Origin of the sequence: [Chlorobium] sp. 445, assembly GCA_002763895.1 — a bacterium.
Classification (GTDB): Bacteria; Bacteroidota; Chlorobiia; order Chlorobiales; family Thermochlorobacteraceae; genus Thermochlorobacter.
On sequence record NSLH01000001.1, the window covers coordinates 1 to 24,786 of the forward strand.

The 24,786-nt window shown below is 47.5% G+C and carries 20 protein-coding genes, 1 tRNA gene and 3 pseudogenes; 7 read left to right on the plus strand and 17 right to left on the minus strand.

Annotated elements, in window-relative coordinates; all coding sequences use genetic code 11:
* The 5 genes and pseudogenes from CMR00_00005 to CMR00_00025 form a co-directional block, all read right to left on the minus strand.
* A partial coding sequence (locus CMR00_00005) for a hypothetical protein (GenBank protein PIO49117.1) occupies positions 1 to 371 on the minus strand: 371 nt, incomplete at its 3' end.
* A gap of 12 nt (positions 372 to 383) precedes the next feature.
* Entirely contained in the window at positions 384 to 782 is a 399-nt protein-coding gene (locus tag CMR00_00010) for a hypothetical protein (protein PIO49118.1), read from the minus strand.
* Positions 783 to 785: 3 nt separating this feature from the next.
* Positions 786 to 1,577 (minus strand): 23S rRNA (guanosine(2251)-2'-O)-methyltransferase RlmB, encoded by a 792-nt coding sequence (locus tag CMR00_00015; GenBank protein PIO49119.1) that lies wholly within the window; start codon positions 1,575 to 1,577, stop codon positions 786 to 788.
* 15 nt (positions 1,578 to 1,592) lie between these two features.
* Entirely contained in the window at positions 1,593 to 2,486 is an 894-nt protein-coding gene (locus CMR00_00020) for a hypothetical protein (protein ID PIO49120.1), read from the minus strand.
* A 144-nt stretch (positions 2,487 to 2,630) separates the two neighbouring features.
* Positions 2,631 to 4,018, minus strand: a pseudogene (locus tag CMR00_00025) (phosphomannomutase).
* A gap of 122 nt (positions 4,019 to 4,140) precedes the next feature.
* Here CMR00_00025 and CMR00_00030 point away from each other — a divergent pair.
* On the plus strand, positions 4,141 to 4,491 hold the full coding sequence (locus CMR00_00030) for a murein hydrolase regulator LrgA (protein PIO49121.1): 351 nt from the start codon (positions 4,141 to 4,143) through the stop codon (positions 4,489 to 4,491).
* A gap of 16 nt (positions 4,492 to 4,507) precedes the next feature.
* Positions 4,508 to 5,221 (plus strand): CidB/LrgB family autolysis modulator, encoded by a 714-nt coding sequence (locus CMR00_00035; protein PIO49122.1) that lies wholly within the window; start codon positions 4,508 to 4,510, stop codon positions 5,219 to 5,221.
* Positions 5,222 to 5,334: 113 nt separating this feature from the next.
* Here CMR00_00035 and CMR00_00040 read toward each other — a convergent pair whose 3' ends face one another.
* From CMR00_00040 to waaF, 7 genes and pseudogenes are all read right to left on the minus strand, one after another.
* On the minus strand, positions 5,335 to 6,768 hold the full coding sequence (locus CMR00_00040; protein ID PIO49298.1) for an L-lysine 6-transaminase: 1,434 nt from the start codon (positions 6,766 to 6,768) through the stop codon (positions 5,335 to 5,337).
* Positions 6,769 to 7,016: 248 nt separating this feature from the next.
* Positions 7,017 to 10,651: pseudogene (nifJ, locus tag CMR00_00045) on the minus strand (pyruvate:ferredoxin (flavodoxin) oxidoreductase).
* 221 nt (positions 10,652 to 10,872) lie between these two features.
* Positions 10,873 to 11,313 (minus strand): hypothetical protein, encoded by a 441-nt coding sequence (locus CMR00_00050; protein PIO49123.1) that lies wholly within the window; start codon positions 11,311 to 11,313, stop codon positions 10,873 to 10,875.
* A 71-nt stretch (positions 11,314 to 11,384) separates the two neighbouring features.
* Positions 11,385 to 11,984: a hypothetical protein gene (locus CMR00_00055; protein PIO49124.1), complete on the minus strand. Its 600-nt coding sequence runs from the start codon at positions 11,982 to 11,984 to the stop codon at positions 11,385 to 11,387.
* Positions 11,981 to 12,730, minus strand: coding sequence for a hypothetical protein (locus CMR00_00060; protein PIO49125.1), 750 nt, complete (start codon positions 12,728 to 12,730; stop codon positions 11,981 to 11,983). The genes CMR00_00055 and CMR00_00060 overlap by 4 nt, the downstream gene beginning before the upstream one ends.
* Positions 12,697 to 12,993: a hypothetical protein gene (locus CMR00_00065; GenBank protein PIO49126.1), complete on the minus strand. Its 297-nt coding sequence runs from the start codon at positions 12,991 to 12,993 to the stop codon at positions 12,697 to 12,699. Before CMR00_00065 ends, CMR00_00060 begins: the two co-directional genes overlap by 34 nt.
* A gap of 205 nt (positions 12,994 to 13,198) precedes the next feature.
* A complete protein-coding gene (waaF, locus tag CMR00_00070) occupies positions 13,199 to 14,260 on the minus strand; it encodes a lipopolysaccharide heptosyltransferase II (GenBank protein ID PIO49127.1) in 1,062 nt (353 codons plus the stop codon).
* 64 nt (positions 14,261 to 14,324) lie between these two features.
* Here waaF and CMR00_00075 point away from each other — a divergent pair, with 64 nt between their 5' ends.
* Positions 14,325 to 15,545, plus strand: coding sequence for a hypothetical protein (locus CMR00_00075; protein ID PIO49128.1), 1,221 nt, complete (start codon positions 14,325 to 14,327; stop codon positions 15,543 to 15,545).
* 50 nt (positions 15,546 to 15,595) lie between these two features.
* Here CMR00_00075 and CMR00_00080 read toward each other — a convergent pair whose 3' ends face one another.
* The gene (locus tag CMR00_00080; GenBank protein PIO49129.1) at positions 15,596 to 16,261 is read right to left on the minus strand and encodes a protein-L-isoaspartate O-methyltransferase; all 666 of its coding nucleotides are present in this window, start codon (positions 16,259 to 16,261) and stop codon (positions 15,596 to 15,598) included.
* A gap of 72 nt (positions 16,262 to 16,333) precedes the next feature.
* On the opposite strand from CMR00_00080, the pseudogene CMR00_00085 reads away from it, so the two are divergent.
* Positions 16,334 to 17,691: pseudogene (locus CMR00_00085) on the plus strand (MFS transporter).
* Between the two features lie 89 nt (positions 17,692 to 17,780).
* On the opposite strand, the gene CMR00_00090 reads toward CMR00_00085, so the two are convergent.
* Positions 17,781 to 18,209 carry a chromate transporter gene (locus CMR00_00090; protein PIO49130.1) on the minus strand — a complete coding sequence of 143 codons (429 nt, stop codon included), beginning with the start codon at positions 18,207 to 18,209 and terminating at the stop codon, positions 17,781 to 17,783.
* A 195-nt stretch (positions 18,210 to 18,404) separates the two neighbouring features.
* On the opposite strand from CMR00_00090, the gene CMR00_00095 reads away from it, so the two are divergent.
* Both CMR00_00095 and CMR00_00100 read left to right on the plus strand, forming a co-directional pair.
* Positions 18,405 to 18,478 (plus strand) — tRNA-Val (locus tag CMR00_00095).
* A gap of 66 nt (positions 18,479 to 18,544) precedes the next feature.
* Positions 18,545 to 19,471, plus strand: a complete 927-nt coding sequence (locus CMR00_00100) for a hypothetical protein (protein PIO49131.1) — start codon at positions 18,545 to 18,547, stop codon at positions 19,469 to 19,471.
* A gap of 6 nt (positions 19,472 to 19,477) precedes the next feature.
* Here CMR00_00100 and CMR00_00105 read toward each other — a convergent pair whose 3' ends face one another.
* The 3 genes from CMR00_00105 to CMR00_00115 are packed head-to-tail and all read right to left on the minus strand — an operon-like array spanning position 19,478 to position 22,102.
* The gene (locus tag CMR00_00105; protein PIO49132.1) at positions 19,478 to 19,678 is read right to left on the minus strand and encodes a hypothetical protein; all 201 of its coding nucleotides are present in this window, start codon (positions 19,676 to 19,678) and stop codon (positions 19,478 to 19,480) included.
* Positions 19,679 to 19,726: 48 nt separating this feature from the next.
* Positions 19,727 to 20,005, minus strand: a complete 279-nt coding sequence (locus CMR00_00110; GenBank protein PIO49133.1) for an acylphosphatase — start codon at positions 20,003 to 20,005, stop codon at positions 19,727 to 19,729.
* 33 nt (positions 20,006 to 20,038) lie between these two features.
* On the minus strand, positions 20,039 to 22,102 hold the full coding sequence (locus tag CMR00_00115; GenBank protein PIO49134.1) for an AAA family ATPase: 2,064 nt from the start codon (positions 22,100 to 22,102) through the stop codon (positions 20,039 to 20,041).
* A 218-nt stretch (positions 22,103 to 22,320) separates the two neighbouring features.
* Here CMR00_00115 and CMR00_00120 point away from each other — a divergent pair, with 218 nt between their 5' ends.
* On the plus strand, positions 22,321 to 24,786 hold the full coding sequence (locus CMR00_00120; GenBank protein PIO49135.1) for a hypothetical protein: 2,466 nt from the start codon (positions 22,321 to 22,323) through the stop codon (positions 24,784 to 24,786).

Here is a 24,786-nt window from a genome sequence, read left to right on the forward strand (position 1 = left end):
AGCAAATTTGCTTCAATGCCATAAAGTTCAAATCGCTGCTTAGCCAGTGCAATGCTCTCTTCAGTAAGGTCAATGCCAGTTACATGTGCACCATGGCGCGCAAATTGCAAGAGATCAGTGCCCAGTCCGCAGCCAACTTCTAAGAGTGTTTTACCTCTAAATGCCTTGAATTTACACAGCGCTTCCATAAATGGCTGCGTTTCATAGCGGTAGCGCTCAACTTCATCGTAGAAGGCTTTGCTGCCCGGCTCAGCATCGGTGAATTTCGTGCCGCATGGATGAGCATTCCAGTAATCGTGTACGCCCGATTTGAGAACTTCTGCGGATGATGTTGATGTTAGGTTATCCATCAAAATTGTGTTTTTCTGCATCGCTGATTGGCTTCACACTTTTTTTGCACGTTGCAGCGATTCCAGTTCTAAGTACGTTTTCAGCACAATGAATGCGCTGGCAATGATTTCTACTAACAGTTTCCAGATATCGACAAAGATAAAGCGCAAAAGTGAATAATTTTCACGCTTGCCTGACTCGTCAAGAATGGCTGCCCGACTCTTGCCTGAAAGAAATAAAAACAGTTTTAGCATGAGCCGATAGCGTTGCAAGTGCAAGACCTTTGTGCCAAAGAAAATCCGTCCTTTTGTCTGCAGAAAACGCTTGCGTACCATCAAAGGTTGCGTGAGTTCTCTTTCAGAGAAGGGCTGCACAATGGTGTCTTCTGGTAAAGCGTGAGCCGTGAGAATCGTTTTAGCATCACCAGAGAGCAAAAAAAGCGTTGTGTGCATGAATTACTTGTGTTGAAGTTTGAGACGACGCTGTCGGAGTACCTCATACAGCATAATACCCGTTGCAACACTGGCGTTGAGCGATTCAGTTTTGCCGACGATGGGCAGACGCACCACATCATCGCAACTTTCACCTACCAAGCGGCGCATACCCTTAGCTTCTGAGCCAATCACAATAGCCACATTCAGGGTGTAATCAAACTCGGTGTAATCTTTTGTTGCCCGCACATCTGTGCCAACGACCCACACATTGTGTTCTTTAAGCATGCGAATCGTTTGTGCAAGGTTTGTTACGCGTGCAATAGGCGCATGTGAAACCGCACCTGCAGAAGTTTTGTGCACCGTAGAGTTAATTGGTGCTGTGTTGTCCTTGGGCAAAATAATCAAATCAACACCGACGGCTTCCGCGGTGCGAATGATAGCGCCTAAGTTTTGCGGGTCTTCAATCGAGTCTAAAATGAGAAAAAGAAAAGGTGTTTCACGAGGTGTATTGAGAACATCTTCCAAATTTAAGAGTTGAATGTCGCTTGTAATGGCGACAACACCTTGATGCTTATTGGTATGCGCAAGGTCTGAGAGTTTCTGGTTGCTGGCTTTGCCGATAGAGATGCGGTTGCGCTTTGCAGTAAGCAAAATCTCGAGCAGCTTTTTATCACGCGCATTGATTTGAAAATAGACCTTAGCCACGCGGTCAGGCTGCGATTTTAAAAGTTCAGCTACAGCATGGCGACCGTACACCACGCCCGACTTATCGGCTGAAAACGCTGCTGCCTGAGAAGCCTGCTCATCTTGCATAAGCAATTGCTGCGATTAGTTTTCAGTTGGCGTCGAGAGCTTGAGTGTAACAGGGCGCGCTGTAGGCAAGTGCCCATCTTTGAGGAAGGGATTCGGGATAGCCACCATACTGAACTCTCGATGCTCATTGATGATCATCATCATATTGAGCGGAAAAATTTGCCACGATGTATCACGATAATCAAGAGGCTCGGAGGCAACGACAATCGCATCTGGAAACATTGGACTGCTCCGTGTATAGTAAAGTGTTGCGGATTTCTCTATTGTAGTGTATCGCGTAACGACGGTTGTCTTGCCATCTGTAAGTGCCATATTCAAGATAAGGTCGGAGCCATGTTTTTCGGCTAGGGTATTAAGTCGAGCAATGGTCTCGAGCATGGCTTCTGCCATCATGAGAGAAGGCTGTTCATCACGAATGGAAAGATAGAGATGAAAAATGTGCTCTGAATCGGTTGTGCCTAAGAGGTGTGAGTAGTAAGGGTCAGAGATTTGCTGGCGAATGGCGCGCATCATGGCTTTTTTGAAATCGCTAATGACCCCGTTATGCATAAAAATTTGATTTTTCCACTGAAAAGGATGCGAATTAGCTTGATGCACCAGCAGTCCCGGCGACGCAGCACGCACATGAACAAAAATGTTATCCGAGATAATCTTGTCAGAAATGCGTGCGATGTTGATGTCGTGCCAGAAGGGCTTTTCTGATGTAATCACCGCAGGTTCGGGATGCACTTCAAGGTTATACCAAGCCAAACCGTAGCCATCGACATTGATAGGTGTAATAATCATTTCCCGCGGTTGACGCGATTGCTCAACGAAATTGTGCGGCGGCTCAAAAATGAGCTTTTTCAGCGTAATAGGCTTACCACGATAAATTGCAAATCTGCACATCGCTTTGAGAATTTGATTCAAGGTTGAGTCTAGCTTTACAGATTAAAAGCATAAAAATACTTGAATTTGCGTGGAAAGTCCAAGCTGTTTTCATGGGCTTTGCTATGGCTGGAATCTTGTAGCATGGTGTGTGCGCTGCTGAAATTCAGAGCCGCGGGTTTAATCTTAAGAATGAGCCAGCGACTGTGCAAACGCTAATGCCTTCTCAACTTTCTCTTCGGAATCTGCTTCGCAATAAAGACGCACAATGGGCTCTGTGCCGCTGGGACGAATAAGTAGCCAGCCACCTTCAAAGAAATACTTATATCCATCAAGATTTTCAAATTTTACCACAGGCATGCCCGCAATGTGGCTAAACGTGCCAGCCGATGCTTGACGCATGAGCGTAGCTTTTTCAGCATCACTGAGCTTTGCATCAATGCGGTCATACGTAAAATAGCCATATTCTTGATAGAGTTCATCAACGAGTGCAGAGAGTTTTTTTTGGCGCAAAACCATAACTTCTGCCATGAGCAAGCCGATGTAAGTGCCATCGCGTTCAGGCAAGTGTGCTGTAACACCAATGCCACCCGACTCTTCGCCGCCGATGAGAATATCGCGTGTGGTCATCAGCTTGCCCACATGCTTGAAGCCAATAGGCAAGTTGTGCACCAAAAGTCCATGCTTTGCACAAATTTTATTGATGACTTCCGTGAGCGCATAGGTGCGCGCAACTTCACCGCGCATGCCTTTTTGCTCAACAAGATATTTGAGCAGAATGGAAAAATTTTGTGTGAATCTACATAGCGACCATGCTCATCGAGCATACCGATTCTATCAGCGTCGCCATCGGTGATGATGGCAATATCGCACCCCGATTGCTTGTAGAACGCCATAAAATCTTGAAGGTAGTTTGGTATCGGCTCAGGATTGATGCCGTCAAAAGTTGGGTTTATAGTGCAGTGATACGCTACGACATGGCTCTGTGACAAGAGTGCAGAGACTAAACCTTGACCAGCACCATACATCGCATTGTGTGCAATACGGAGCCCTGACTGCGCAATAGCTTGCAGGTTGAGTTCAGAAGCAAGATAGTTGCGGTAGTAGCCTGTAATGTCGGCAAGTTCAATGAGCGTACTGTTCGGCTGCCCACACGGAATGGTGGTGGCATGTTGCAAATGCGCTTCAATGACGGCAATAGTTTCAGGGTGTGCAGAACCGCCGTATTCAGCTTTTACTTTGAAGCCGTTGTACGCTGGCGGATTGTGCGAGGCAGTGATGACGATGCCCCCTGCAAGGTGCTTATCGCGCACAAAGAGCGAGACTGCTGGCGTGGGTGTAAAAGAATGAGCAAGAAAGACTTTTAGCTGCTGTGCTGAGAAAGTTTCAGCGACATATCGTGCAAATTGCTCCGATAAAAATCGTGTGTCATAGCCCACACACACACCGTTTGCGGCATTAGGATGACTTTTGAAGTAACGTGCTGCAGCTAGCGCCGCAGATTTCAAATTTGCAAAAGTGAAATCTTTGGCGATAATGCCGCGCCAGCCGTCGGTACCGAACTTAATAGGCATAAATTTTTTGTGATGGGATCGATGTTGATTGATGCGCTTCTGAGTAGCAAATCTACAAAACCCGTTTTGAATTGTACGACACAACATTATCATCAATCACCAACTTTAAACCTCAAAAAATCATGCTAATACAAGGCTTTGCAATTATTTTTCTTTTGCTGCTCTTCAGCGAGAGTGTGGTGCGTGTCCTGTCACTGCCGCTGCCCGGTAGTGTAATTGGTTTGCTCCTGCTGCTGCTTTGCTTACAGGTGGGTGTCATCAAACTGGATTGGATAAAATCGGCGTCAGATATTTTGCTCAAAAATCTCTCACTGTTTTTTGTGCCCCCGGGCGTTGGACTCATGCTCTATGTGGATGCGCTTCAATATCACGCTGTGGCGATGCTGGTGGCGTGGGTGCTCAGCACATTTGCTGTAATGGCAACAGTGGCGCTGGTGCAAGAGCGATTAGAAAACAATCGTTCCACACCTTGAACAGAAGGAGAAAGCTATGCAAGAACTCAGTTCGCTCTTTACATCAAGGATTTTCTTTATTGCGCTGACACTGTTGGTGTTTGTCGTGGCACAGTGGCTCTACGGTCGCACAAAGTTTTTGCTCTTCAACCCAGTGCTCATCTCCATTGCAGTGCTGATTGCATGGCTAAGTCTCTCAGGGGTAAGTTACGAGACCTACATGCGCGGCGGGGAATTCATTTCGTTTTTCTTAGCACCTGCAGTAGTGGCACTGGCTGTACCACTCTATGAGCGACTTTCCGACATCAAAGCACAAGGCAAAAGTATCCTGTTAGCCATTTTAGCTGGTAGTGCAGTGGGCATCTTGACAGCAGCGGGGCTTGCAGCGGGGCTTGGAGCAAGTCAAACTTTGGTGGTTACAATTGCCCCAAAATCAGCAACTGCGCCCATCGCTCTTGCGATTACAGAAAAACTGGGCGGATTTTCGGCGTTAGCGGCAGCGTTCTCTGTGGCAACGGGGGTACTTGGCGGTGCGATTGGCTTGCCATTTCTGAAATTGTTGCGTATTCAGAGCAGGCGCGCAATCGGCTTAGCCATGGGCGCAGCGGCGCACGGGATTGGTACAGCGCGCGCAATGGAAGAGGGTGATATCGAGGGTGCATTCGCTGGTCTTGCACTTTCTCTGTGCGGTATTTTTACAGCGCTGCTGACACCGCTTTTTATCAAAATTTTTCTTGCCTTATCTAAATGAAAACAGCTAAATGAAAACAGCGTGCAAGAAGTTGCAATCCTGCGCACTGCAAAGCTCTGACATGTACTCAACGCTAATGTTTTGGGCACGGATGCAGCGCTAACAAGTTCAGCTTAGAACAGCATGTCTTTCAGAGTTTGGCGAATGATACTCATCCCTTCACTCATCTCTTCCATAGAAAGATTCAATGGTGGGCGGAATCGTACGCTGCGTTCTCCACAGCCCAGCATAAGCAAACCATTTTGCTGCACACGCTTGATAAAAGCATCTCGCTCCGATTTAGTGCGCAAGTCAAAAGCACACATGAGCCCTTTCCCGCGTGGGTTTGTTACAATGCCTATGAAATCTTCTGCAAGCAATTGAATTTCACCTAAGAGTGCTGTACCAACGAGGCGAACATTCTCAAGCAGCCGTTCTTCTTCAATGATTTCAAGATACTTTTTGCATCGGAGCATATCGACCAAATTGCCGCCCCAAGTGGAATTGATGCGGCTCGGTACGCGAAAGACATTGTCTTCAATATCATCAATGCGAGAGCTTGCCATAAAACCGCATACCTGCGTTTTCTTGCCAAAGGCAATCATATCGGGCAAGCATAAATCTTCATGTACAGTGCACCCGCCTTCATTACGAAAGTTGCAGGTGATATTTTCGGGCAATTTGCAGGGCTCAGCGACAGGGTTCGCAAGCACTTGCTCGGCAGCCCACATTGTGCCTGTGAGACCAAGACCTGTTTGCACCTCATCAAAAATGAGCATGGCGTCGTTTTCAAGCGAAAGCACACGCAAGGCTTGGAAGAATTCGCGTCGGAAATGATTGTCGCCACCTTCACCTTGAATAGGCTCAATGATGACAGCCGCTATATCATCTTTGTGATCAAGGAAGGCTTGTTTCATCTGCTCAATCGCATCACGCTCCTTGCGTTCAAGTTCAGCAAGACGCTCATCCGTGAGCGGGAATGTTACTTTCGGATTTGCAATGCAGGTCCAAGCAAATTTTGGAAAGAGCTCGGTTTTCACAGGGTCGGTATTGGTAAGCGAAAGCGTATAGCCACTCCGACCATGGAATGCCTCTTTGAAGTAAATAACATGATGACCGCGTTCCGACTTATAGCCCTTGCGAAAATTCTTTTTGACTTTCCAGTCAAAAGCCGCTTTGAGAGCATTCTCGACAGCAAGAGCGCCACCTGCAATCCAGAACACATGCTTCATGCTGGCGGGCATCGCCAGTTGTCTGAAGGTCTCGACAAACTCCGCCATCTCGACAGAATAAATGTCAGAATTAGATGGATTGACAATGGCAGCGTAAAGAAGTTTGTTTAGGAAGGCTTTATCGTTCCAAATCTTGGGATGATTTGCCCCAACAGGTGCAGACGCGACAAAGGTGAAAAAATCCAACAGATAGCGTTTGCTGCGCGCATCATACAAGCGTGAGCCCTGGCTTTGTTCTAAGTCTAGGACGACATCAAGACCATCAATAATCATAGTTTGCGCTAGTGTGTGATGCACGGTTTCAGGCGAAACACTTACACGCGAGAGAACCTGCATAGACATGATTTTGCCTCCTCTGAGTTGGGTTAAAACGCGAGTAAAGAAAGAAAAGAGTTTTAGGGCAATAAAACAAACCCAGTTGGTGCGTAAATCAAAGCAAATAAGAAGGCGTGGCGTATGAAAAAATTAGCGTAAGAGGGAGATGCTCTTTGCTAATTCTGGACACGACTTTAGGAAAAAACAGAGGTGGGGGATGCTGCATGCGATGATGCGGACAGTCTTAGCACTCTGAATTTCCATTTGCTTTATGGCGTGCTCACACCATTTGAGCCATTTGCGGTGAACTTGCGTGACGCCAAGAATTCATACAGGTGATAGCGTGTTTTGGCATCATGCTCGGCTTCAGCAAAAAGCCGTGCAGCTTCTTCTGGATGTGTTTTTCCAGAACTTTGAAGCGATTCTCCAACTGCAAAAATTCTTTGACTGAAATTTTCGGCGCTTTGCTGTCGAGTTTGAGCGGATTTTCGCCTTTAGCGATGAGTTCAGGATTGTAGCGATAAAGCAGCCACTCACCAGAATCAACCATCGCACGCTGATGTGTGAGTGCCTCTGACATCTCAATGCCATGTGCAATGCAATGCGAGTAAGCGATGATGAGAGAGACGCCATCAAACGCTTCAGCTTCCAAAAAGGCGCGTAGCGTTTGTTCATCTCTTGCTCCCATGGCGACGCTGGCAACATAGACGTTTTCGTACGTCATGGCAATCAGTCCCAAATCTTTCTTGCGAGAGGGCTTCCCGCCTGAGGCAAATTTTGCGACGGCACCGCGCGGTGTAGCTTTCGAGGCTTGTCCGCCCGTGTTAGAATACACTTCTGTGTCTAAAACAAGGATATTGACATTCCTGCCACTTGCCAGCACATGATCTAAACCGCCATAGCCGATGTCATACGCCCAACCATCGCCGCCGACAATCCACACGGATTTTTTCACCAGCATATCTGCAACGGAGAGTAAGGCACGGGCTTCGGGCAGGTTTAGCTCACGCAACTTTGTTTTGAGATGAGCGATGCGCTCGCGTTGGTCGTAAATATCCGCTTCGGTTTTCTGCGACGCATTCAGAATTTGACTGACAAGATCATCACCGAGATGCGAAGCCAGTTGTTTAAGCAGTTCAGCGGCATACTCACGCTGCTTATCAATAGAGATGCGGAAGCCAAGCCCAAATTCTGCATTATCTTCAAAGAGTGAATTCGCCCAAGCTGTGCCATAGCCGTCTTTGTTGTGCGACCAAGGTGTGGTCGGCAAATTGCCACCAAAGATAGACGAGCAGCCTGTGGCATTAGCAACCAGCGCACGATCACCGAAGAGTTGCGTGAGCAATTTCAAGTAAGGTGTCTCGCCGCAGCCAGCGCATGCACCAGAAAACTCAAAGAGCGGTTCTTGAAGTTGTTGCTGCTTGATTGCAGTTACATTGATTCTGCGCCGATCATACTCTGGAATTGAGAGGAAAAACTCCCAGTTTGCTTTTTCTTGCTCACGTAGCGGCTCTTGCGGTTTCATGTCAAGCGCTTTGTGTGTCGGGTCGGTCTTGCTGCGAGCAGGGCAAATTTCGGCGCAGAGTGTGCACCCAGTGCAATCTTCAGGTGCAACTTGAATCGTGTAGTTCAACCCTTGCCATGAGCGGTCTTTGCCTTGTGTTGACTTAAAAGTTGGTGGCGCGTTTTCTAAAATTTCTGGCGCATAGGCTTTAATGCGAATAGCCGCATGCGGGCAAATCATTGCGCACTTGCCGCATTGAATGCATAGGTCAAAATCCCACACCGGAATCTCTTGAGCAAGATTGCGCTTTTCATAGCGCGCTGAACCGACAGGATAGGTTCCGTCAGCCGGTAACTGGCTAACCGGCAACGAATCACCTTCGCCTAAAATGATTTTTCCGAGCACCTCAGCAACAAACCTTGGGGCATCAGGCGTAACGGGCGGACGCATCTCAATCGTGCTGGTTGCTTTTTCAGGTAATGGAATTTCATACAGATGCGCCAGTGTATCGTCGATAGCAGCGATATTTTTCTCGACCACTTCAGCGCCTTTCTTACGGTAGCTCGTGCGTACCGCCGCTTTGATTTGTTCAATGGCTTCCTCTTTTGGCAAGACCCCTGAAATCGCAAAGAAGCAGGTTTGCATCACGGTGTTGATACGTCCAGCCATACCATTTTCACGCGCGACCTTGTAGGCATCAATCACATAGAATCTGACTTCTTTTTCAATCAATTCTTCTTGCACCTTACGCGGCAATTTGTCCCATACCTTATCTTTGGGATAAGGTGCGTTGAGCAAGAATACACCGCCTTTAACCAGCAGTTTCAGCATGTCGTACCGCTCCAAAAATGTCCATTGATGACAGGCAAGAAAATTGGCGCGGCTAATAAGGTAAGACGAACGAATCGGCTTTTCACCGAAACGTAGATGCGAGACGGTCATAGACCCAGATTTCTTTGAATCATAGACGAAATAGCCTTGTGCGTAGTGCGACGTATTTTCGCCGATAATTTTAATGGTATTCTTGTTTGCACTCACGGTGCCATCTGAACCAAGCCCGTAGAAGACGGCGCGCACAACTGAATCAGGTTCGATAGAGAAGTTTTCATCGTAGCTGAGGCTCGTGTGCGTCACATCATCGTTAATGCCAACCGTGAAATGATTTTTAGGATGCTCGCTTTTCAGATTTTCAAACACCGCTTTTACCATAGCAGGTGTAAATTCCTTAGAAGAAAGACCGTAGCGCCCGCCAACGACTCTTGGCATGGCGCGCAGCCAGTTCTCGGCTTGATTCAACCCTTCATAGAGGGCGCTAACCACATCGAGATAGAGCGGCTCGCCAGAGGCGCCAGCTTCTTTGGTGCGGTCAAGCACAGCAATAGATTGAACGGTGGTGGGCAGTGCCGCAATAAAATCTTTCACGCTAAATGGACGATAAAGATGTACCGCTATCATGCCATACTTTTCACCACGCGCATTGAGATAATCAATCGTCTCTTGCACGGTCTCCACACTTGAGCCCATTGTAACAATAACTTGTTCGGCATCGGGTGCGCCGTAGTATTCAAAGAGTTTGTATTGGCGACCGGTAAGCGCGGCGAATTTATCCATAGCACGCTGCACGATGCTTGGGCAAGCTAAGTAAAACGGATTTGCGCTTTCTCGTGCTTGGAAATAGACATCAGGGTTTTGCGCAGTGCCACGAATGACAGGATGTTCAGGGGCAAGCCGGCGTGCACGATGTGCAGCAATAAGTTCATCATCTATCATGGCGCGCATCTCTTGCTCACTGAGCACCTGAATTTTTTCAACCTCATGCGAAGTGCGAAAGCCATCAAAGAAATGCAGAATAGGCACGCGCGATTCGAGTGTAGCGGCTTGAGCAATAAGCGCAAAATCATGTGCTTCTTGCACGGAGGCGGAACAGAGCATCGCAAACCCTGTGGCTCGTGCAGCCATAACATCGGAGTGATCGCCAAAGATAGAAAGGGCTTGCGTTGCAAGTGAGCGAGCCGCCACATGCAGCACAAATGGCGTCAGTTCACCTGCAATTTTATACATATTCGGAATCATGAGCAGCAGCCCTTGCGACGCCGTGAAGGTTGTTGAAAGTGCCCCTGTTTGCAGGGCACCATGAATGGTACCAGCTGCACCGCCTTCCGATTGCATTTCTACAACCGTCGGCACACTCCCCCAGATATTTTTGATGTGATGGCTTGCCCATTCATCTGAAAATTCACCCATCGGAGAAGCAGGTGTGATCGGATAAATTGCAATCACTTCATTTGTACGGTAAGCTACATACGCCACGGCTTCATTGCCATCCATGGTCTTGAAATGTGCTTGTGTAACTTGTTTGTCGAGAATTGGCTTGCTCGAGGATTCAATAAGTGCGGGCATAACTACACTCCTTACTACTTTACTTGACAAAAATTCTTTGTGCAGACTGCGCTGCATGCTTGAAGTCAAGGTATCAAAAGTCATTAGGGTTTGGGGAGAGTTTGTGTTGACCAAAAAGTCGATATGGTCGATTTTCTGTGTAAGTGAAGTATAAAACTTTGCAATAAAAAAGCCCGATACACTCATCGGGCTTTACAGAATAAGGGAGACTCAACAGGGCATTAGTTTGCAGCAGGCATTGGCTGCCCTTGCGTGTTAGACGATGCAGAGGGACGCAAGAACCACAGCAAGGCAACAATGATGGCCTGTGGCGTATGCACCAGCGCAAAGTTGGACCAGCTGATAATTTGCTGCGCGTTGAGCACCTCTACAGTTGAGGTGATGGCGCCAACGACTTGCTCCACGACGACAATCCACAGCATCTTTTCATACTTGACAACGTCGGTCGCAATGATGGCGTAAGCAACCGCCAGCACATATAGCAGCATTCCATATTGATGGAACACAATTGCCGACTGTGCGCTGTTGGCGTAGTCTTGCCAGCCATAGAGCGCAGCGCCCCAATTGAGAAAGATGGTTGAGCCCAGCGCGTTGAGAAATTCCCACGCCGCTAGCAACCACATCATCCCTGAAAGCACTTTGATTTTGGTGTCTCGATTCATACTACTTTATCCTCCATAAGTTTAGAATGTTGATGAAAACAAAAGAACAAGAAAAAACTCTCCTCTAATGCTCAAACACTGCGCTGAACGGGCGTCTCGTTTGCGACAATCGGTTTGCCCAACCAGCGATGCAGCTGCAGGGACTCAAACCAGTTCTTTAGACGCGATATACGTGCCACAAGCAACAAAGGGCAGAAGCAGACGCATGCACCGCGTTTGCCCAATATCATCACCGATGCGCCAACCGTGAGAAAAAACGCGGCTTGTAAAATGTGTGCGTTAAGATTCGTGTAATCAATGCCGAATGGCGCAATCAAGGACTGCATCGTCTCAGGACGTAGTAGCCAAGAGACAGGAGCCCAGAGCACGGCAACAATCAAGACAAAAGGGCGCCAAAAATTCGGATTAGCTTTCCAGCGTCGCTTCGCTAAGGGCTCTGCCCAATCTTGAGCTGCACCTAACCAGCACACCCAACTGCAGACAATTGGCCCATTCGTGATAGTAATGACGATTACCGCTAACCAGAACACACCACCAATCACCGTCCACACAAGGCTTGGCAGACGGCTATCAATCAGTATCAAGTTGAACGCCACAAATACAAATTGCACGGCACGACGCTGTCGACGCAAGGCTCTGGCTTCGGCTTCCGACACAACACTTCGTCTCATCTGTGGCACTCCATGGCTTCTTCGCCTATCGTATCAGTTTCATCTTGCACATGCGTTGAGTTCGGACGCAGCACATAAAACAAGCCGAATGTGAAGACTTGCACAGAGAAAACCGTGAGAAATTGCGGCAGTAAAATGGCGCCAAAGCCGAGCTCGACGCCGGCACTGAAAGCATTGATAACCTGCTGGGCTAAAATGAAGTCAATGATTTTGTAGTACGAGAGCGGATGATGCGCCGCCAGTGCTGTGATAAGTCCGATACTGAACAACATCAGACCTTGCTGATTGCGAACAACATGATTAGCTTGCATGGCTTGCAGCAAATTTTGTTCAGTTACACTATCGCTGCTAATGTTAGCAACACCGATTTCCCAGAGCACCGTAGAGCCAAATCCCCAGAGTATCCAAAGTCCGCCAGCTATAATGCATAGAAATTGCAGCGCACGCCAGCGCACAATTGGGGAAAGTGATAAGCCAAGCAGAGTTTGCGTACGCCACGGCTGTAACGCTTCGTGCCTACTAAGCAAAGGCAAGGAAGCAGGTGCAAGACGCCACAGCATGAGAGCTAATCCAACATTCAGGATGAGTGAAGGCAAGAACTGCCACAAAGAGAGTGCATCAAGCGTGTAAGCATAAATCCCTAATGCTGCCATGAGCAGGCGAGCCAGCGCAAGTACATGGATAAATGGCGCATAGCGAGCAGGCTCACTAATCAAAAATGCGGCAACAAGCGCCAACTGAACCACAAAAAACCATACTGACGAATGATAGAATGTGCATAAAGAAAACTGTCGCTGCCATCGATCAGTGTTGGAATAGGTGGCACAAAGTATGGCGCTGCTGCATAGTTGAAAAAGAAAACAGAGATGACAAACTCCGCAAAGTGCATCACAGCAGAAAGAAGCAGCACAACTTTGATGGGACGATGCAGTTCAAAGGAAATTGGAAAGACTTTTTGCAGGCGAGTAACTGCAGCTTTCGGCAATGTGGACAAGGCAATACTACTCATACAACTTCAAATGTTGAAAGGTTGAGTACTACTTACTACTACTTACTATTACTTTTCTTTGCTCTCTGCGGTGTTGCAGCGTGTCTTTTGCCTTGCTATGTGCCAAACATAAAACGCGTAGTGTAAAATTCCAAGTGTGCTGAAAAAAGTTGCGAAGAGATCAATCTACAGCAGAGCAAGCCGGAAGCGCAGCAGCACGGAGTTTTTAGCTGCGAAAAGCACGAGCAGTTACACCAAGTGTTTGCAGGAGCGATACTGCTTTTTGGACAATGTCAGCAGATGGCATCTGCGCTAAGCATTTGGGTTCGCCAAACTTGCACGTGGTCGAGATACACGGTGCGCAGTCCAAGCCTTGCACGCGAAAGCCAAAGGAGTTTTCACGATGGTAGGGCGATGTATTGCGCTCATCACCTGCGCCATAGAGCACCAGTGTAGGCGTGCCGACTGCATTGGCTAAATGTGCCGTGCCTGAATCTGTTGAAATAACTACATGCACCGCTGCCAGAACACCTGCAAGCATCTTGACGGTGGTTTTCCCTGCTAAGTTTATCACGCGCTTCGGCTCAGAGAGCATTGTGGTAAAAGTTTCAGCATACTGGCGCTCTTTTGGGGAACCTGTTAGCACGAGCATCGCATCTGGCACACAGCGAAGCAAGCCTTCTGCAATCTCTACACCCTTGCGCAGCGGCACAACTTTCGAGGGACTTTCTGAATTGAGATTTAAGACAATTTTCGAGCGCGATGCAAACGCAGTAAGCAAAGTATCAGGTGGCGGCGTTAATTGTACTGAAAGGGCGGTGGTAGGCTCTGTAAGAAAGGCTGAGAGCAACAAGGCATATTCTTCGCTACGATGCAGATGCTTGGGTTTGTGCAGGGCATCAGTGAGCAGCAGGTTGCGCCAGTCACCACGGAATCCAATGCGGCGTTTGGCTCTAGCAAAAAAGCCCATTGCTGCTGATGAAAAAGAATCGGGCAGCGAAAAATAAAGGTCAACTTCAGCAAAGCGTGAGGCAAAGCGATAAAGCCCAGCAAGACCACGGTAGGTTTTCTTAGAAAACGGATGAACACGTGAAAGCTGCGGCACGAGCTCCAAAAGGTCGGCAATCTCAGCTTTGGCAATCACCTCGATGGTGGCATCTGGAAAGGCATGGCGCAGTTTGTAGAAAAATCCAAGACTCATAACAAGATCGCCAAGCCAGTTCGGGGCGCGCACCAGTATGTTTTTGGCACTTGCTGCAAGTTTGTAAAAAGTAACAGCTAAATTCAACTAAAATAATCAGCGACAGCGTATTTTTTGTCTTTTACAACTTTACTGATTTCTATCAACAGACATGCCGATTGTTATCTTCGTTGCGCCGCTATGCAATGCCAGTACATTAGCGACACTGGATGCATTTACGAAGTTCCCGGATATTTCACTGGGGTTAATTAGTGCCTTTGCACAAGAGCAATTGCCAGTCCACATTCGCGCACACCTTGCAGCGCACTGGAAAACACACTCACTTGTTGATACAGATGAACTACTCTATGCAGCTGAAAAAATGCGTCTTTACTTCGGCAAGATTGACACCATTTTTTCCTCAAATGAACAAGCTCAGGAGCCACTGGCATGGATTCGCGAAAAGCTTGGTATTGCGGGCGTAGGCACACAGGTAGCACGCAATTTCCGCGATAAAGCCGAGATGAAGCGGTGCTTTCATGCCCATCAGATTCCTTGTGCACGATTTCGGCAGTTGCACTCAAGGCGTGAGGCATACGATTTTGCAGAGCAAGTAGGCTTCCCGCTCATTCTCAAGCCACTACGCGGTGCGGGCTCAGCCTCTACATTCCGCATAGAAACCTACGCTGAACTTGATGCAGCACTTGCACAACTCAACCCAAGTAAGCAAAATGAGGCCATTGCTGAAGAGTTCATCACAGGCCAAGAACACTCACTTGAAACGGTGATGCACCATGGCAAAGCCATCTGGCAATCTGTTTCGCGCTATTTGCCTAATGCCTTAGATGTGATGCAAAACCCATGGATTCAATGGCGCATTGTGGTGCCACGTGATGCCGAAAGCGAAAAGTATCACGACATTTGCCAAAGTGGTGCAGCAGCGCTGGCTTGCTTAGGACTCGGCACTGGAATTTCGCACTTGGAATGGTTTAGGCGCAGCAATGGCAGTGTGGCAATTTCTGAAGTCGGAGTGCGTCCGCCCGGTGCACAGATTCTGACACTTCACTCTCGGGCGTTTGACTGCAACCTCTATGAAGAGTGGGTGCGCCTGATGGTCTATGATCAATTCTCGGTGCCGACACAGCGATACGCCAGCGGCGTTGCTTTTCTACGTGGTCAGGGGTATGGCGTAGTAAAAACTGTCATTGGCTTAGACGACGTCATGCGTGAGTATGGAACGCTCATCACCGATATGCAAGTGCCACAGTTCAACGCAGTGCCCACTGGCACTTACGAAGGTGAAGGCTTTATCATCGTGCGTCATGAGCGCACAGATGCCGTTGAACAAGCCTTGCACTACATCATCAATACCGTACGCGTTATTCTGGGGTAAGTCTGTGCAGCAAGGCAAAACGAGATTTTCTTTTTCGCACGGCTTGGGGTTTATGTCTCACTCCAACCTTCTTTGCCGATAAGCGGCACAAAAGCAAAGTCATACAGATGCGTTTCGTAAATGGTATTGCCTTGACGGTGAAAGAGGCTCATTTTTTGTTTAGTTGCACTCCCGATAGGAATAATTAAGCGCCCATCATCAGCAAGTTGCTCCAAAAGCGAAGACGGTACATCAGGTGAGCCAGCTGTTACGAGAATAGCATCAAACGGAGCAGCTGAGGGCCAGCCCAAAGTTCCATCACCTAAGCGTGTCATTACCTTGAGACTTAAGGCTTCAAAAATGCGTTTGGCTCTCTCGTAGAGTTCAGAAATACGCTCAATGGTATAGACGCGATAACCAAGTTCATAGAGAATTGCAGCTTGATAACCTGACCCTGTGCCGATTTCCAAGACTTTCTTACCTGCAGGATAATGCTGCGCGATAAGTTGCGTCATGTATGCCACAGTGAAAGGCTGGGAGATGGTTTGACCTTGTCCAATCGGCAGTGGGGTATCGTCGTAGGCGCTATCCCAGAGTGCAGAATCCAAGAACAGATGGCGCTTGACTGCACGAAATGCATTGAGCACGCGCTCGTTTGTAATCCCTGCTTGTCGCAGCGATTCAACCATCGCTGCGCGCTTCTGGCGATACTTAAAATCTTGGTCGCTTTGCCACATAGTTCTTTCGTTCAATGAATCTACGCATTTTTTTAGCAATCAAAATGATTTGTAACTTGTGTTGCAAACTTCATGCTCAAATCTATGAGTCAGCCTACAAACGTCTCCCAAGCGACTTTGCAAAATGACAAGCATGAAATCTTTGGTTGGGCAATGTATGATTGGGCAAACAGTGCCTTCAGCGCTACTGTGGTTACCGTATTTCTTGGACCGTATCTAACTAACCTTGTCAAAGATGTGGCAGATGCAGATGGAATGATTTATTTCTTGGCAATTCCCATTAAATATGATTCTTTCTTTGCGTATTGTACGGCGGTGTCGGTCATCTTACAGGTGCTGTTTCTACCGCTCTTAGGTGCAATCGCTGATTATTCGTACTTGCGCAAATTTTTCTTGCAATTTTTCTGTACTCTCGGCGCGCTGGCAACAATACTGTTTTTCTTTCTTTCATCAGGATTGCACTGGTTGGGCGCAGGGCTTTACATTATTGCAAATCTGGCTTTTGGAGCAAGCATTGTGTTCTATAATGCCTATTTGCCCGACATTGCAAGTCCCGAAGAGCGCGATAGAGTCTCTTCATTTGGTTGGGGTTTAGGTTACTTAGGCGGTGGCGTGTTGCTCATGCTCAACCTTGCGCTCTTTACATTCCGAGAAGCACTGAACATTTCAACAGATTTAGCAGTGCGTCTTTGCTTAGCTTCAGCGGGCATCTGGTGGTTAGTCTTTGCGCAAATTACCTTTGCACGCTTGCGTGCCCGACGCGCACGACGCATGCTGCCTGACGGTGAAACATACCTCAGCGTGAGCCTCAAACAACTGCGCAAGACCCTGCGTGATATTCGCTCATTGCCTGAAACACTCAAATTCTTGCTGGCTTATCTTTTCTACAACGATGGTGTTCAAACTGTAATTGCCTTAGCCTCCGTCTTCGGTGCAGAAGAACTTAAATTGGAGTCCTCGACCTTGATTCAAGTCATCTTAATGGTCCAGTTCTTAGCCTTCATCGGCGCCATCGCTTTCGGACGCTTTGCAGGATGGATAGGTGCAAAAGCAAGTATCGTGATTACACTGGTAATATGGAGCAGCACAACAATTTACGCCTATGGCTTTTTGCAAACAGAAGTGCAGTTCTGGCTAATGGCTGCTGTGGTAGCTATCGTCTTGGGCGGCTCACAAGCCCTGAGTCGAAGTCTCTTCTCTCAGATGATTCCGTCTGGCAAAGAAGCAGAATTTTTTCATTCTACGAAATTTCGGAGCGGGGCACATCATGGATTGGATTTTTGGTGTTTGGCTTAGCCAATCAAATTTTTGGCGGCTTGCGCTTCGGGATCCTTTCTCTCATTGTGCTCTTTCTCATCGGCTTAGCTATGCTGCTGCGTGTAGATGTAAAACGCGCAATGCAAGAAGCTAACTTAGCTGCATCAGAGTAATACAACCCTGTAAGGCTAGTGCACCAATGCTGAGTCATCTATAATGAAGAGTTAGAAAAAACTTACTGCACAGACTTGACCATGCGCGCCTATGCTACGCCTGACTCTGTGTACATCTCGCGCACTTGAAAAAGTACATATAACCAGAGCAGACTAATTAGCGCACCTAGGATGCTGATACTGATAATGCTAACTATGATAGAGAGAAGTTCTGCATAATATAGCCATACCCATCCGTCGCGTCTTCTAGCAAAGATCCCAGGCAGGGCAAGCGCCATTATAACGACTTGAGCGATGGTGAGTAAGAGACTAAGTAAGATGGTGATACCTAGTGAAAGCGAGAAAATCACGAATACTCCAAGTCCAAGCAGCCCAATCAAAGCAAGTCCGCTGAAAACTAGACTGACAATTACAAAAATCGGCATGAATTTTATGAAAAATTCTTTGGCATTGGCAGGTAATGCGGGGAGTTGAGCCGCAACAGATTCAACTTGTTCTTCTAGGAGGGCCTTGTGCATATGATTCCTTTCAGTCGACCGTCTTTCGGGCGACGCTGTGCGGTTTTGCAATTTTTAAAACAATTAAAGTAATGCATTTTATGCTAAATTTCCAAAACAGAAATTTGTACAGACAATTGTAGCGTGAGCAAAGTATTTTGCAAAGCAAAAACAAAACATTAAGTTTATATTTCATTCTTGAGACAGAGCGAAATCGGGCTTTTAGCTCAGTTGGTTAGAGCGACTGGTTTACACCCAGTAGGTCGGGGGTTCGAATCCCTCAGAGCCCACACAGTATCTTTCTTAGGTGTTGCCGAGCAATCCGATCCTCCCCACTAAAGAAGTCTTTGCTATAAATGGTCAAGCAAGTTTGGGCGCGTGTGCCTGCTTTCTTTGGTTCATTGCTCTTTGCCATATCTCTGTGGCTTTTTGTAGCGCTGTCGAAACAGTATGTTGCCACATTTAGCTTGCCTGTAAGTATCAAAATGGAAGGTGCGCTTCAGGCTGTAAGTTCGGGCTTGCCTAAGCAAGTAAATGTAAAGGTCTCAGGTGAAGGCTGGAAAATTCTTGCGTTTTATCTTACGCGCGCAGAGTGGACAATTGATCTAGCAAATGAATTGCAAAAATCTATGTTAGTAATTGAGACAACGCCGAGTGCAGCACAGTATATCAAGCCGCTGCCCGAAGCACTGACCGTATTAGAAGTGCAGCCCGCGCAACTGATGGTGAGCTTAGAGAAAAAAGTGATGAAAACAGTGCCGTTGCGTCTCGCTCAAACAATTGTACCAGCAAGTGGCTTTGTAATTACTGACTACACTTTGAAACCAGACAGCGTGATAGTCTCAGGTGCTGCCAGTCTAGTAGAGCCAATTGAGTTTTGGGAAGTCATTCCGCAGAGTACGGACTTGAAAGGGACTTTCACAACGCGGGCAATGCTAGCCGATAATCTATCGCCTTATCTTTCTGTCACCCCAAGTAGCGTGATGCTAAGCGGCACGGCTGACAGACTGGCTCAAATTGAACTGGTTGATGTCCCGATACAACTGGTCGGTGCGCCCGCAGTACAAACCGTTACATTGATTCCGAATAAACTCAAACTCACAATTGGTGGTGCCGTCAGCGACTTGGAAGCGCTACGACCAGAAGACATCATGGTGCAGGTCAATTACAACGACATTGTTGCAGATACGACTGGTGCACTTCAAGCGACAGTAACACTGCCGAAGCGTTTGCGACTGCTTCGGCAGTATCCTGAGCAACTGCAATACATCTTGCGACGGTAGCAGGAGCTACTTAATCAAGTCGCGCTCGACATCACTGGACGAGAGTTTGGGTAACTTGAGGTCCTCGTAAAGATGAGGTAATTTTTGGGCGGAATCGCTGATATCTTTGCGTAATTCTTTGCCTGACTTAGGTGCAAAGAGCAGTCCAATTGCGACCCCCGCAGCGAACGAGGCGACGCCGATGATAAAACTTTGTGTGCGTGTCATAGTCTAACTCCTTTCACAATTAGCGGTTTACGAGAGCCGTTACTTTTTTCAACGGCGAATCTCAAAGTTTGGTTGCAAGAGCGCTTGTACAGGACGAGGTTCCACTTTCAAGCTGCTAACCTGTGCAGCCCAAGGACCGATGCGTGCTTTTTCCAACAGCGCTTCAACCATCGCACTCTCACCTTGCAATTCCATCTCGACTCTACCATCTGGCAGATTACGCACATAGCCAGAAAGACCAAATTGTTCAGCGTGATGCTGAATAAACCAGCGATACCCGACGCCTTGTACTCTGCCTGAGGCAATTGCATAAATGCGTGTTTGCATTGTTATGTGTGCGTTGATGTTCTTAGCTAATGCTCAATTTTCATGCGCGCGCTTGGCTTTGAGTTTCTCAACAGCAGCTTCCAACGCGGCACGTTCCTCAACTGCCATCGTGTTGGTTGAAGACTCCACAACAACAGCAACCGTTTCGTCGGCAGCAGCAATTTGCGAAAGGTCTTTGTTGGTGTTCATATCGTCTAAATTGGGACGCTTGCCGAGAATATCTTCGATATCTTTGTAAGTGAGCACTTCGCGTTTCAAAAGCTCTTGTGCCATTCTCTCCAACTTATCGCGGTTATCCATAAGCAGTTTGCGTGTCGCCTCGTGCGCTTCATCGACAATGCGTTTGACTTCGGCATCAATCAAATGCGCGATTTCAGAGCCATAGCGTTTCTCAATGCCAATACCTTGTAAGAACGCATTACTGGTGTCGGCAAAAGAGAGATAGCCTAACTTTTCGCTCATGCCATAAACGGCGACCATGCTGTAGGCAATATCTGTTACGCGCTCTAAGTCGTTTTGAGCGCCTGTAGAGATTTCACCGAAGACAATTTCCTCTGACACACGTCCGCCAAGCAGACCACAGATGCGTGCAAAGAGTTCTTGCTTTGTCATCAGATAACGGTCTTCAAGCGGTGTGTTGAGCGTGTAGCCCAGCGCGCTGACACCACGTGGGACAATAGTAACTTTTTGCGGCGGATCGTTGCCCGGTAAGAGCCAACTGACAATCGCATGACCTGATTCATGATACGCCACAATTTTCTTCTCTTTCGGATTGATGACTTTGTTTTTCTTTTCTAAACCAGCAATCACACGCTCAATGGCATCCTGAAAATCAATCATTTCTACAGCTTCTTTACCACGACGCGAGGCCAGTAGCGCGGCTTCATTGCAGACATTGGCAATCTCAGCGCCAGCAAAACCAGGCGTCTGTGAAGCTAGTGTCCGAATATCCACATCTTTTCCGAGAGGAATATTTTTCGTATGCACTTTGAAGATATCGATCCGACCGTTAAGGTCAGGCTTATCTATGACGATTTGTCGGTCAAAGCGTCCAGGACGCAGCAAGGCAGGGTCGAGCACATCGGGACGGTTTGTGGCTGCCATGATAATGACCCCTTTATCGGTGGCAAAGCCATCCATTTCAACGAGCAGTTGGTTAAGTGTGTTTTCGCGCTCATCGTTTACACCCATCATCATGCCCTTGCCACGAGAGCGACCGACGGCATCGATTTCATCAATGAAGATGATACATGGCGCTTTTTCTTTTGCGGTGCGGAAAAGGTCGCGCACGCGTGCGGCACCTACACCAACGAACATCTCCACAAAATCCGAGCCAGAGAGCGAAAAGAACGGCACACCAGCTTCACCAGCAACGGCTTTTGCCATCAGTGTTTTGCCAGCACCGGGCGGACCGACGAGCAAGACGCCTTTGGGTAACTTGCCACCAAGTTTCGTAAACTTCTTTGGATCTTTCAGAAAATCAACGATTTCCATCACTTCTTCTTTAGCCTCTTCCAAGCCCGCCACATCTTTGAAGGTAATGCGGTTACCGTCGGTTGGCTCTTCGTAGAGTGCAGCTTTGTTCTTGCCGATATTCATCACTTGCGAATTGGGATTCATGCGGCGGAAGACAAACATCCAGATGCCCAGCAAGATCACAAAGGGGAAAATCCACTGCAGAATGTCTGTGAACCAATTGCCATCTTGCACAAACTGATACTTAACGCCTTTGTCCTCTAACTCTTTGACAAACTCGCTATTTGCAAGTATCATCGGTGCAATCGTATAGAAGTCTTTGGTTGCAGGGCGTGCGCGCATAAGAGAATTAGCAGGGCTATTGAACACCAATTCCTCTTTGGTATGCACCCAGATGCGCGATGGTGAAATCTTAACAGACTCTACGTTGCCGCGTTCCAATTCTTTGCGAAACTGACTATATGGCAATTCTGTCGTGGTATTCGACCAGAAAAAAGTAACCTGAATGCCAATCAAGATGAGAATAGCCATGACGTACCAGATTGCTGTCGGAAATTTTGGTTTTTCCTTACCGCGAGCTTTGTCGTTGTTATCGTCAAAATCAAAGAAGTTGTTTGCCATAAATTTTTCCTCTCTTTCTCACTTCTGTTTGTAGCGTTAAGTGCCGCTCTGTTTTTAGAATACAAAACTTTGAATTGAAACTAAACTTGAGTGAGCCGTCAGTGTCTGCTCTTAATGTGCATTAATTCGTAAGTGATATACAATTAGTTACCAATTAGTTGCCTTTCTTTTTCGTCTTTGCGTATCATACGCAATCTGGGCATTGAAAATGGAACAGGTTGGAACCTGCAGCGCAATTTGCCTCTATATCTTATATTGCCAAACTATTTGCTGTTTTGCAAACGCCGAGAGGCTCAATGCTCAGACAATTACAAGCTCTAACCATTTTCGCGCTTTTACTGTTCTCTTTTTTGGGTGAGGTATCTCTTGCGCAGAGTAATCACCACTCGAGTTTAAGGTTGCATGCCAGCGCTGATGTGCTTCAAGTCTGTTATGCGCCACGCGACACCGTGCCCAGCGAGCCGCTACTCCCACAAGGCAAGCCTTTGATTGATACATTAACAGGCGATGTGCGCTTACCGTCAAGTGATTCAACTGCTGCAGTGCCACCAAGTCTGCCAGCTAAAGCGCTGTCGCCGCAGGATTCACTCAAGCTGTTTTACAAATTCTACGAGACCCCTTCGCTTTTCTCAACACCATACTTCGTGCGTGATTCGGCGCGTGATATGCTGTATCACCGCTTCGTTGAAGATTTTTTTTCTGAACAAGCCCATTTTTATTTGCGTGACAAAAGTGAGTTCGGACAAATCAATGAATTGCTTTATGGTGGCTTGGGCATGCGTCATCAACACGTGCTGCTTGATGAGATGCTGCTTAACGATCCTGTCTCTCGCATTGCACCGTTCAATTTTCTTTCAAGCGAAGCCTTCTCACGACTCTCATTTTTTACAGGCTATAGATCGCTTGCGGAATCTTCTGCCCCACAGGTATTAGAATCGCATACGCAGCGTCTGACGGCACTCAAAGGCTATGTCAAAGCACGATACTTTCAATTTGCAGGCATAACGACCAAGTTTGACGCGACATTTTCTATCAATCTTTCCGACCGACTCAATTTTTACGCAGGCTATAAATACGAAGGTACAGATGGCAATTATTCCAATCTTAATGCATTTGGCATAGAACGCTTCGGTTCAAACAGTCTGGGCAATTACATTCGCGCGCGCTTGCGCTACCAATTCTCTGCACGCACCTTTGCGATGTTAGCACTCGAGAACCACACTGTCAATATGCTGCCGTTCGGTGGTATTGATCTCTCGCAAAGCCTTGGATTTATCGATCGCTTAGATTCGCGTAACGCAGTCATTGTCAATCAATTCACGCGCCGTGGTTTGTTTCTTAATCTCATCAAGGGTGAGTTTCAAACGGCGCTACCCTTTATGCAAGATTCTCTCAATCTCTTCAAGATTTGGGCGTATGTAGGACGCTTTGAGCGACAGTTTGTGAAAACCAAGCCGGATAGCGTGCAACAGCTCCCAGCCTTTTCCGACCTTGAAAATTCAACACGCTTTGCGCTTGGCGCTAAGCAATCGCTCCAGCTTTGGATTCTGTCTTTGCAAGGTAAAGCAAGTGTTTTGCTCGATAGGCTCAACACACAGAATACACTGCAAAATGCAGCGGGCGATACACTCTTTCTGCCAACAACAGCAACGCTCGAGCTCAATGCAGGTGGCAAAATTCGTATTGAGAATTTGCTCTTTGGTCAAGATTTGGAAATTGGAGGCGCACTAAGCTCGCAAACCTTCTCTGTTTCGAACACGAACAGCAATGACTTTATTGGTACAGCACTGAACAGCGGGTTCGGTGGCGAGATTGCCTTTCCTTTGCCGCTACCTAACTCCAGCATCGGCGGCTTTCTCAATGTCTCCTTTACAACACGCTTCCCGACATTGCAAGAAGTCTTCTCGCGCGACGACAAGCTACGCGGTTCTCTGCAGTGGCAAAGTGAACTGGTGCGGCAGTTTGAAGCCGGTAGCACACTCTTGCTCGATAGTCTGCTCAGTGTGCGTGTCTCGTTTCTGAATAATCAGGTCTTTTCGCCGCTCGTAGCTGTGCAAACACTGCAACGCATTGATACAGCGACGCTGGCTTACCGCGCACGATTTCGCTCACTGACCGACCTGACTTTGACCTATACAGGAGTAGGCATCAGTCTCAAAACTAAACTGTGGAAAATCGAGGGATATCTGGATGCAACAGCAGTACTCAACTACACGATTGTGCAAGCGCCAGATAATGACTACGAAGCTGCATTTATCTTTGAGCCCGTGCCCGATGAACGTGATGCAACGACGAGCCGCATTTTCTATGTGCCACGCCTGTATGGCAGTTTCGGTATTTTTTTTCACGACAAGCTCTTTCGCGGCGCACTGGATCTCAAAATTGGGTTTGCAGGTTTTGCCTTTTCGGATTTCTCAGCATCGCTGCGCAACAGTGAGCGTCAGACGCTATTTTATTTCAACTTATACGAGCGCTCTGGTACTGAACTTGTCGATAACAACTTGCAATTTGGTGTGCAGGGTGCCTTAGGGCGTGTAGACTTTCAGGTTTGGGCAAAAATTGGGAGCGCAACAGCATTTTTGATGTGGGAGAATTTGCCCGGAGTGTCTATAATTCGTGCACCAATTTTCCCATTGCAACAGCGCGGGATTCGCTTCGGCATCAGTTGGGAGATTTTGAATTAG